General features: G+C 70.5%; 8 protein-coding genes. 1 reads left to right on the top strand and 7 read right to left on the bottom strand.

Annotation, left to right across the window (positions count from 1 at the left end):
- The 4 genes from BHU15_RS33190 to nsdA form a co-directional block, all read right to left on the bottom strand.
- A partial coding sequence (locus BHU15_RS33190; protein WP_171908492.1) for a [protein-PII] uridylyltransferase family protein occupies window positions 1–947 on the bottom strand: 947 nt, incomplete at its 3' end.
- A gap of 203 nt (window positions 948–1,150) precedes the next feature.
- Window positions 1,151–1,489 carry a P-II family nitrogen regulator gene (locus BHU15_RS33195; protein WP_023538375.1) on the bottom strand — a complete coding sequence of 113 codons (339 nt, stop codon included), beginning with the start codon at window positions 1,487–1,489 and terminating at the stop codon, window positions 1,151–1,153.
- Window positions 1,486–2,772 carry an ammonium transporter gene (locus BHU15_RS33200; RefSeq protein ID WP_031229376.1) on the bottom strand — a complete coding sequence of 429 codons (1,287 nt, stop codon included), beginning with the start codon at window positions 2,770–2,772 and terminating at the stop codon, window positions 1,486–1,488. Before BHU15_RS33200 ends, BHU15_RS33195 begins: the two co-directional genes overlap by 4 nt.
- Before the next feature lie 304 nt (window positions 2,773–3,076).
- Entirely contained in the window at window positions 3,077–4,549 is a 1,473-nt protein-coding gene (gene nsdA, locus BHU15_RS33205) for a transcriptional repressor NsdA (protein ID WP_069630525.1), read from the bottom strand.
- 468 nt (window positions 4,550–5,017) lie between these two features.
- On the opposite strand from nsdA, the gene BHU15_RS33210 reads away from it, so the two are divergent.
- A complete protein-coding gene (locus BHU15_RS33210) occupies window positions 5,018–5,677 on the top strand; it encodes a bifunctional DNA primase/polymerase (RefSeq protein WP_069630526.1) in 660 nt (219 codons plus the stop codon).
- A gap of 160 nt (window positions 5,678–5,837) precedes the next feature.
- Here the strand turns inward: BHU15_RS33210 and ftsY are convergent, their stop codons facing one another.
- From ftsY to BHU15_RS33225, 3 genes are all read right to left on the bottom strand, one after another.
- A complete protein-coding gene (ftsY, locus tag BHU15_RS33215) occupies window positions 5,838–7,058 on the bottom strand; it encodes a signal recognition particle-docking protein FtsY (protein WP_023538379.1) in 1,221 nt (406 codons plus the stop codon).
- Window positions 7,059–7,146: 88 nt separating this feature from the next.
- Window positions 7,147–8,571, bottom strand: a complete 1,425-nt coding sequence (locus BHU15_RS33220; protein WP_069630527.1) for a sugar porter family MFS transporter — start codon at window positions 8,569–8,571, stop codon at window positions 7,147–7,149.
- A gap of 183 nt (window positions 8,572–8,754) precedes the next feature.
- The coding region (locus tag BHU15_RS33225) for an AAA family ATPase (protein WP_171908493.1) at window positions 8,755–10,493 on the bottom strand (1,739 nt) is incomplete at its 5' end.

A 10,493-nucleotide genomic window follows, 5' to 3' on the forward strand; every position in this document is an offset into this window, starting at 1 on the left:
GCGGGCCTGCTGCCGCCGAGGAGGGCGCGGAAGCGGGGGCGGGCGGCCCGCGAGCGCAGGACGCGGTTGACCTCGCGCCAGGTGACGTCGGAGGCGTACGACACGGTGCGCGCCGCTTCGTAGACCTGCCGCAGGAGTTCGTCGGCGTCCTCGATGCCGAGGTCCGCGGCGACGCCGTCCTGCTCCTGGAGGGCGAGCCGGTCGGTGGCCCGGCCGGTCGTCAGATGCAGGGAGTCGCGTACGTCGAGGAGCGCGCGGCGGGCGTCGGCGAGGCCCTCGCGGGGGGCGTCGGCCAGCCACGAGGCGGCGACGGCGCGCAGGGCGGTGGCGTCCCTGAGACCGCCCCGTGCCTCCTTGATGTCGGGTTCGAGGAGGAACTGCAGCTCGCCCTGGCGCTCGGCACGTTCGCGGCAGAGTTCGTCGAGTTCGGGGAGGCGCTTGGGCGCCTGGTTGCGCCAGTCGGCAAGTACGGCGGTGCGCAGGGCTGCGGTGGGCGCCGGGTCGCCGACGATGTGGCGTGCGTCGAGGAGCCCCAGCTGCACCTTGAGGTCCTGGCCGGCCGTCTTGCGGGCCTCGGCCGTCGTACGGACGGAGTGGTCGAGGGCGAGTCCGAGGTCCCACACGGGGTACCAGACGCGGTCCGCGAGCGCGGCGATCGCCGAGGCGTCGGAGCCGCCGTCGTGCAGGAGGAGAAGGTCGAGGTCGCTGCGGGGGGACAGTTCACCACGTCCGTAGCCACCGACGGCGACGAGGGCCGCGCCCTGGACGCCCACCTCGCGGACCGCGGCGGTGAACAGCGCGTGCAGCCAGTCGTCGGTGAGGCGCGCCAGGGCGGCGCGGCGCGGCGGCCCGGGGCGCGTCTTCTCGTGGAGGAGGCGCAGCCGGGCCGCCGCGTAGCCACTGGGTCCGGGGTCGGGTTGTCCGGTCGTCTGTTCTGGGGTGGTCACCCGGCGGGTCCCGTCTTTCGGCGGGCGTCTCGCGTGCGGGGACGCCCGGTTTCGCTGCGCGTCCCGTCTCCGAGCGCGCTCGGTGTCTCAACTCGCGCGACGTTGTCACGAGTTGGGCGCCGGAGCGTGCCCGCTCACCGAGCACGCGCCGGCATCGGATCGAGTTCGTCCGGTGTCGGAGCGCCTGGAATCAGCGTCCGGTTTCAGAGGGCGTCCGGGCCGCGTTCCCCCGTACGTACCCGGACCGCCGTGTCCACCGGCACACTCCACACCTTGCCATCACCGATCTTGCCTGTCCTGGCGGCCTTCACGACGACCTCGATGAGTTCGTCGGCGTCACCGTCCTCGACCAGCACCTCGATGCGGATCTTGGGTACGAGGTCGACGGTGTACTCGGCGCCCCGGTAGACCTCGGTGTGGCCGCGCTGCCGGCCGTAGCCGCTGGCTTCCGTGACCGTCAGCCCCTGGACGCCGAAGGCCTGGAGGGCTTCCTTGATCTCGTCCAGCCGGTGTGGCTTGACGACTGCGGTGATGAGCTTCATACGTCCACCTTCTTGTTCTGCGCCGCGGCGGCGAAGTCCTTGTCCGGAGCGGTCACACTGCTTCGGCCCGAGGGCGAGCCTCCCACCGCGCTGAAGTCGTAGGCGGATTCCGCGTGGAATGCCATGTCCACACCGCTGGTCTCGTCGTCCTCCGAGGCCCGGAAGCCGATGGTGACGTCGACGATCTTGGCCAGGATCCAGGAGACCACGAAGGAGTACGCCATCACCGAGAAGGCGCCGACCGCCTGCTTGCCGAGTTGCGAGAGGCCGCCGACGCCGTCGATGGCGAGGACACCGACGAGCAGGGTGCCGATGACGCCGCCGACGAGGTGGACGCCGACCACGTCGAGGGAGTCGTCGTAGCCCAGCTTGTACTTGAGGCTGACGGCCCACGAGCAGGCCGCTCCGGCGACGACGCCGATGAGCAGCGCGCCGAACGGGTTGACGTGCGCGCCGGACGGGGTGATCGCCACGAGACCGGCGACGGCTCCTGAGGCCGCGCCGAGGGTGGTGAACGCGCCGTGCCGGATGCGCTCGTAGATCAGCCAGCCGAGCATGGCCGCGCCGGTGGCGATCTGCGTGTTGAAGGCCATCATGGCGGCCGTGCCGTTGGCGGCGAGTGCGGAGCCGGCGTTGAAGCCGAACCAGCCGAACCACAGCAGCGCGGCGCCGAGAACCACCAGCGGCAGGTTGTGCGGCCGCATCGGGTCCTTCTTGAAGCCGATGCGCTTGCCGACGACCAGCACCGCTGCGAGTGCGCCGATACCGGCGTTGATGTGGACCGCCGTACCACCGGCGAAGTCGATCACTTCCAGCTTGAAGAGCCAGCCGTCCGCCTGCCAGACCCAGTGCGCGACCGGGAAGTAGACGACGGTGACCCACAGGGCGATGAACAGCGCCCAGGCGGTGAATTTGACGCGGTCGGCGAGTGCGCCGCTCATCAGCGCCGGAGTCAGTACGGCGAACATCAGCTGGAAGAGGGCGAAGGCGTAGACGGGAATTCCCTCGGTGCCCCCCGTGAGCGTCTCGGCGTTGATGCCCTTCAGACCGATGTGGTCGAAGTTGCCGAGCAGCCCGGCGCCGATGTCGTCACCGAAGGTGAGCGAGTACCCGTAGAGCACCCACAGCACGCTGACGATGCCGAGCGAGATGAAAGACATGATGAGCATGTTCAGGGCGCTCTTCACCCTGACCATGCCTCCGTAGAAGAAGGCCAGGCCGGGCGTCATCAGCATGACGAGCGCGGCACTGATCAATACGAATGCGGTATCTGCGCCATTCAAGGCCGGCGTCTCCTCGTGGGTGGGAAATACGGCCCGTGCGGATGCTCTTACTTCAGTGGGCCGACTAGTGGTGAGGAGATTGACGTGGGGTGATTTCGGTCGATGCCGCCCGATGTTTCACGCCAGTGACGAAGTGGTCCAGGGTGTTACGCCTGGATGAACTGCCGTGTCGCGGGATGCGGCGGTGGCAGAATCCGGCGGCCCCAGGGGTACGGCGCGGACTTCACGGGTCACGGCCCACCCAAAGCCCGCCAGGCGCCTCACAGCCCGTCCAGGGACCGCTCAGGGGCCGCTCAGGGACCGCTCATACGGCTTCCGCCGTCTCGGGGATCTCCTCCGTGAGCTGCTCGGTGAGCTGACTGATCTCTGAGACGTCCCCGAAATCCCTGGTGGCGGTGGCCACCGTCTTGCGCAGCCGTGTGTTGACGCGCTCGGAGCGCACCTTCTTGGCGATGGCCAGCGCCTCCTTGATCAGAGGCGTGGACCGCTCGGGCTCCCTCTTAAGGAGGTGGACGGTGGCCATCCCGACGAGATTCAGCGCGTACGACCGCTGATGCTCCTCGTCCTTCTCGAACAGCTCGACGGCGCGCGTCATGACGGGCTCGGCGAGCGAGGCGTACGTGGGGCTGCGCCCGGCCACGTAGGCCAGGTCTCTGTAGGAGTGCGCGTTCTCGCCGTTGAGCTCCGCCTCGGAGAAGAAGCGGATCCAGTCGGGCTCCGGCTCGCCGTCGTCCCCCGCGTCGGCGAAGGTGTTCTCCGCCATCCGCACCGCGCGCTTGCACTTGCCGGGCTGCCCCATGTTGGCGTACGCCCGCGCCTCCATCGCGTACAGCATCGACTGCGTACGTGCCGTGGCGCAGCCCCTGCTGCCGTACTGGGCGAGGTGGATCAACTCCAACGCGTCGTCGGGGCGGCCGACATGGATCATCTGGCGGCTCATGGAGGAGAGGATGTACGACCCGAGGGCCTTGTCCCCCGCCTCCTTGGCGGCGTGCAGGGCCAGGACGAAGTACTTCTGGGCGTTGGGCTGAAGTCCGACGTCGTAGCTCATCCAGCCGGCCAGCTCGGACAGTTCGGCCGCGCACCTGAACAGGCGCCGCGTGGTGCCGTCGGACTGCGGCTCCTGAAGGAGGTCCGTCACCTCGTGGAGCTGGCCCACGACCGCCTTGCGCCGCAGACCGCCGCCGCACTGCGCGTCCCACTGACGGAACATCACCGTGGTGGACTCCAGGAGGTCCAGCTCCGGCGTCGAGAGCCGGGAGGGGCGGCGCACAGCGGCGCTGCCCGCGCCGTCCTCGTCGGCGGGCGAGGTGGGCACCAGCCAGCGCTGCATCGGTTCGACCAGAGCGGGTCCTGCGGCGAGCGCGAGCGACGTCCCCAGGAAGCCGCGCCGGGCCAGCATCAGGTCGCTGCGGGAGAACTCACTGATCAGCGAGATGGTCTGGGGCGCGGCCCAGGGCAGATCGACGCCGGAGACCGAGGGCGACTGGTGCGCGGAGCGCAGTCCGAGGTCCTCGACCGCGACGACGGTGCCGAAGCGCTCGGAGAACAGCTCCGAGAGGATGCGCGGAATGGGCTCACGCGGCTGTTCACCGTCGAGCCAGCGGCGCACCCGGGAGGTGTCGGTGCTGATGTGGTGCGCGCCCATCTGGCGTGCTCTGCGGTTGACTTGGCGCGCCAGTTCGCCCTTGGACCAGCCGCTGCGCCGGAACCACGAGCTCAACTGCCCGTTCGGGCGCTTGCCGGTAGCCGTACCGTCTGCGCCACTGACGCCCACTGGAATGCCCCCATCCGCTGAAGCCCTGTCGCGCGAACTTCTACCAGAATGCCGTCAGTTACGGTCGTCTGTCCGGAGATTGCGCTCCTTCGAACAGGAAACCGAGTTGCCCGCGGCATAACCACGAACGTGTGACTTCCCACCGTTCGCGTACTCAAAGTAATCCTACGATCACCCCTCCGGCGAGGGCCGTTCCGTAAACGCCACCATTCGCCACCCCTTCGAATGAACTCGCCTGCGGTCAGGCGCGATTCACTTGACGGGGCGACGATCAGGAACGGGTGGAACGTTGCACGCGGGGGCGCACGCACCCGGTCGCACCACCCCGAATGTCGCTCGCGCCGCCGGAGCGAGAGCGAAACGAAGCGGAACGAGGCCAGGACAACACCGAGGAACGGGGCTCCGACAGAGGGTCACAGGATGACTCCGCATCGTAACCACCCACGAGTTCGACCCGTTGGAGGGGGCATGGGCTTCACGATCGGCGGTATCCGGGAGATGCGGTCCGGTTCACGGCGCCGCAGCCGCGCCACCGAGTACACGACGGTGGCCGAGTACACGGGGCTCTGGGGCTGGGACGTCGTCCCCGGTGCGCGGGCCGCCGCGGGCCGCTGCTCCTGCCGCGCCGCCGGATGCCGCGCACCGGGCGCGCATCCGCTGGACCCCGCGCTGGAAGTCCCCGCAGGCGCCACCCTGGACGATGCCGCCAAGGCCTGGTCCGAGACCCCGGGGGCGGCCGTCCTGCTGCCCGTGGGGCGCACCTTCGACATCATCGACGTCGCCGAACCGGCGGGCCGTCGCGCCCTGGTCAGGCTGGAGCGGATGGGACTGCCGCTCGGGCCCGTCGCCGCCACACCGACGGGGCGCGCGTACTTCTTCGTCGCGCCGGGCGCCGCCGCCGAACTGCCCGAACTCCTCTACCGGATGGGCTGGGACGACGCCGGTCTCGACCTGCGCTGTCTGGGCGCGGGCGACCACGTCACCGCGCCGCCGTCGGACCTCGGCGGCCTCGGGCCCGTCCGCTGGCTCCGGCCGCCGGTGCTGGACACGGCGGCCGACCCGCCGCAGGCGCGGCTGCTGCTCGGCACCCTGGCGTACGTCTGCCATCGCTCGCCCGTCCGCGACTGAGCCCCGGCTCAGTCCCGGCTCAGTCCCCCGCCGGCTCCCTGACCACGCCCCGTCGTCGCCTCCTCCGTACGAAGGGCCCCACCGCGTACACCACGCGGAAGGGCCCTTTCTTCGTACGGCGTCCCCGTACGGCGCCTCGCAGGCCGTCGGTCCGGCCGGCTCAGCCGTCGATCAGCGCGTCGACGAACGCCTCCGGCTCGAACGGCGCCAGGTCGTCGGGCCCCTCGCCCAGCCCGATCAGCTTGACCGGCACCCCCAGCTCACGCTGGACCGCGATCACGATGCCGCCCTTGGCCGTGCCGTCCAGCTTCGTCAGCACGATTCCGGTGATGTCCACGACCTCGGCGAAGACCCGCGCCTGCACGAGGCCGTTCTGCCCCGTCGTCGCGTCCAGGACCAGCAGCACCTCGTCCAGCGGACCGTGCTTCTCCACGACGCGCTTGACCTTGCCGAGCTCGTCCATCAGCCCGGTCTTGGTGTGCAGACGCCCCGCCGTGTCGATAAGGACGACGTCGGCGCCCTCCGCGATGCCTTCCTTGACCGCGTCGAAGGCGATCGACGCCGGGTCGCCGCCCTCGGGGCCGCGTACCGTACGGGCGCCCACGCGCTCGCCCCACGTCTGGAGCTGATCGGCGGCGGCGGCGCGGAAGGTGTCGGCGGCGCCGAGCACGACCGACCTGCCGTCGGCCACCAGGACGCGCGCCAGCTTGCCCGTCGTCGTGGTCTTGCCGGTGCCGTTGACGCCGACGACCATCACGACGCCCGGCGTGTCCAGACCGCTCTCGGTCTTCACCGCGCGGTCGAAGTCCGTACGGAGCAGGGCGAGCAGCTCCTCGCGCAGCAGCGAGCGCAGTTCGTCGGGCGTACGCGTACCGAGCACCCTGACCCGCTCACGCAGCCGGTCGACCAGCTCCTGGGTGGGCGCGACGCCGACATCGGCGGTGAGCAGGGTGTCCTCGATCTCCTCCCACGTCTCGTCGTCGAGGTGCTCGCGCGACAGCAGCGTGAGCAGCCCCTTGCCGAGGGTGTTCTGCGAGCGGGCGAGCCGGGCCCGCAGTCTGACCAGACGGCCCGCGGTCGGCTCCGGGATCTCGATCGCCACGGGCGGGGCGGCCACGACCGGGTCCTCGACGGCGGGCGCCGTCGCGGTCGCTTCGGTCCCGTCGGGGAGACCCACCTCCTCGATGGTGCGGCGGGGCTCCTCCCGGGGCGGCCCCGACTCGTCGCCGACGTGCGGCTCCGCGGGCGGGGTCGTGATGGTCGGCGTGCTCGACGGTGCCGAGGGCGGCAGCTGCTTCTTCCTGCGGCTGCTGACCACGAGCCCGCTGATCACACCGACGGCGACCAGGGCGATGACTACGGCAAGAATGACGATGTCCACGCCGTCATCTTCGCAGGCGCCGGCCGGCTTCGGCCGATGGGGAGATTCCGGGCGCCGACGGGGCGCGGAATCCCGGGAACGGGGCGGGTCAGCCCATCTCCTCCAGCCGCTTGCCCTTGGTCTCGGGAACCCACTTCAGAATGAAGAAGATCGAGAGCAGGGCGAAGGCGGAGTAGATCACGTACGCGCCCGAGAGATTCCAGTCCGACAGGGTCGGGAACGACACGGTGACGGCCCAGTTGGCGATCCACTGCGCCGACGCGGCCACGCCCAGTGCGGCGGCCCGGATCTTGCCGGGGAACATCTCGCCGAGGAGTACCCAGACGACGACGCCCCAGGACAGCGCGAAGAAGAGCACGAAGGAGTGGGCGGCGACGAGCGCCACGGTGCCCTGCGTGTTGGGGATGGAGATGTCGGAGCCGCTGCCGCTCTTGTACGAGAACGCCCAGGCGGCCAGGGCCAGCGACACCATCATGCCGAACGAGCCGATCAGCAGCAGGGGCCGGCGGCCGATCCGGTCGACGAAGATCATGGCGATGACGGTGCCGATGATGTTGATGATCGACGTGGTGAACGAGTAGAAGAACGAGCTGGTGGGATCGATGCCCACGGACTGCCACAGCGACGAGCTGTAGTAGAAGATCACGTTGATGCCGACGAGTTGCTGGAGCGCGGAGAGGCCGATGCCGATCCACACGACCGGCAGGAAGCCCACCCTGCCGAGCAGGTCCTTGAACGTCGGCTTGTGCTCCTTACGGAGGTTGAGCTCGATCTCCTCGACTCGCGCGTCCAGGTCGACACCGCTGTCCTCGACCTCGGCGAGTACGCCCCTGGCCGCGTCCTTCCTGCCGACGGAGATCAGGAAGCGCGGCGACTCGGGGATCGCGAAGGAGAGCAGCCCGTAGAGGATCGCGGGGACGACCATGACGCCGAGCATCCACTGCCAGGCCTCCAGGCCGGCGATCGTGCCGCGCTGGTCGCCGTCGGCGATGTGCAGGATGCCGAAGTTCACCAACTGCGAGAGAGCGATGCCGAGGACGATCGCCGCCTGCTGGAACGAGGCGAGCCGGCCCCGGTACGCGGGAGGCGACACCTCCGCGATGTACGCGGGGCCGATGACGGAGGCCATGCCGATGGCGAACCCGCCGATGACGCGCCACATGGCGAGGTCCCAGAGCGCGAACGGCAGCGCCGAGCCGACGGCGCTGACGGTGAAGAGCGCGGACGAGATCCGCATGCAGTGGATACGGCCGATCCGGTCGGCGATCCGGCCCGCCGTCGCGGCGCCGATGGCGGAGCCGATCAGCGCCGCGGCGATCACCTGGGCCAGCTCGCCGGAGCCGATGTCGTAGCGGTCCCTGATCGCCTGGACGGCGCCGTTGATGACGGAGCTGTCGTAGCCGAAGAGGAAGCCGCCCATGGCCGCCGCCGCGGTGATGAAGATGACATGGCCGATGTGCTCGGGGTGGGCCTGCGGGCCTCCCGGCCTCGGCGGCTGTGCTGCGCTCGTCACATGGGCTCCTGTGGCCGCCCGGACGGACGCCGGGCATGGGGAAAGCCCTTCAAGTCGTGCACGACCGCGCCGGACCCACCACCTGACGGGGGCCGTTCGACGGAGACGGTGGTCGCGGCGGCTGTCGTGACGGCGGTCCTGGCGGCCATTGGAGACGGCCTTGGCGGTGGCTGCCGCACCCGGTCAGCGCAGGCGCTGGCTGATCACCTTGGAGACGCCGTCGCCCTGCATGGAGACGCCGTACAGCGCGTCGGCGACCTCCATCGTGCGCTTCTGATGCGTGATCACGATCAGCTGGGAGCTCTCCTGAAGCTCCTGCATGATCCGGATCAGCCGCTGGAGGTTGGTGTCGTCCAGCGCGGCCTCGACCTCGTCCATCACGTAGAACGGGCTCGGCCTCGCCTTGAAGATCGACACCAGCAGCGCCACGGCGGTCAGCGACCGTTCACCGCCCGACAGCAGGGACAGCCGCTTGACCTTCTTGCCGGGCGGCCGGGCCTCGACGTCCACGCCGCTGGTGAGCATGTTGTCGGGATCCGTAAGGATGAGGCGCCCCTCGCCCCCGGGGAAGAGCCGCGAGAAGACGCCCTCGAACTGAAGGGCCGTGTCCCGGTACGCCTCCGTGAAGACCTGCTCGACCCGCTCGTCGACCTCCTTGATGACCTGCAGCAGATCGGCACGGGTCTTCTTGAGGTCTTCGAGCTGCTCGGAGAGGAACTTGTGCCGCTCCTCCAGCGCCGCGAACTCCTCCAGGGCGAGCGGATTCACCTTCCCGAGCTGCTGATACGCCCGTTCGGCCGACCGGAGCCGCTTCTCCTGTTCGCCCCGTACGTACGGCCGGGGCTGATTGCGCGGGTCCTCGGGGTCCTCGGGCAGTTCCTCGCCCTCGGCGGCCAGGGACGGCGGTACGAGCTGGTCGGGGCCGTACTCGGCGATCAGACCGGCCGGCTCGACGCCCAGCTCCTCCAGGGCCTTCGCCTCCAACTGCTCGATCCGCATCCGCTTCTCGGCGCCCAACACCTCGCCCCGGTGCACCGAGTCGGTGAGTTTGTCGAGTTCGCTCTTGAGGTCGCGGCCCTGGTTCCGCTCCGCGACCAGCTCCCGTTCGCGGCCCGCCTTCGCCGCCTCGGCCGCGGCGCGTTCCTCGTCGGCGCGTACGACCGACACCTCGACGTGCGCCAGCAGCTGCCTGGCGCCGGAGGCGACGGCCCCGGCCACGGCGGCCTCGTGGCGCAGTCTGGCGCGGCGCTGCTCCGCGCGTGCCCGTGCCTCGCGCTCGGCGCGGGCGCCCCGGTCGAGCGAGTCCGCGCGGCCGGCGAGTCCTTTGACGCGCTCCTCGTGGGTACGGACCTGGAGACGCGCCTCCATCTCCGTCTGCCGGGCGTTGGCCCCGTCGGCGGCCAGCCGGTCCCGTACGGACGTGTCGGGCTCTTCCTCGGCCGGTGCCTCCTCCGCGACGAGCAGACGCTCCGCCAGCTCCTCCGCCTCCTCGGTGGCCCGGTCCAGCGCGTCCTGGGCCTTGGCGGTGGCCGCGGACGTCCGCTCGGCCTCCCCCGCGGCGCCCCTGGCCTGGCCGGCGAGCCGCCCCAACTGGCCTGAGACGGCGGACTTCTCCCGGTCGGCGGCGCGCCGCCGTTCCCCCAACTCCTCGACGAGGGCGGCGCAGTCGGTACGTCGGGCGGCCGCCCGGCGCTGAGCTTCGGCCAGTTCGTCGCACCGTAGGGCGAGTTCGGCCAGCTCGGCGGCTGCCTCGTCGACGGACGCCTGCACTTCGAGCAGGCTGGGCGCCCCGGCGGAGCCGCCGTGCGCGAAGTGCGCGCCCAGGAGATCCCCCTCCGCCGTCACGGCGGTCAGTCCGGGGTAGGCGCCCACAAGCTCCTCGGCCTCCTCCAGCGTCCCGACCACGACCATGTCCCGTACGA

It is taken from the genome of Streptomyces niveus, assembly GCF_001723055.1.
GTDB lineage: Bacteria > Actinomycetota > Actinomycetes > Streptomycetales > Streptomycetaceae > Streptomyces > Streptomyces niveus.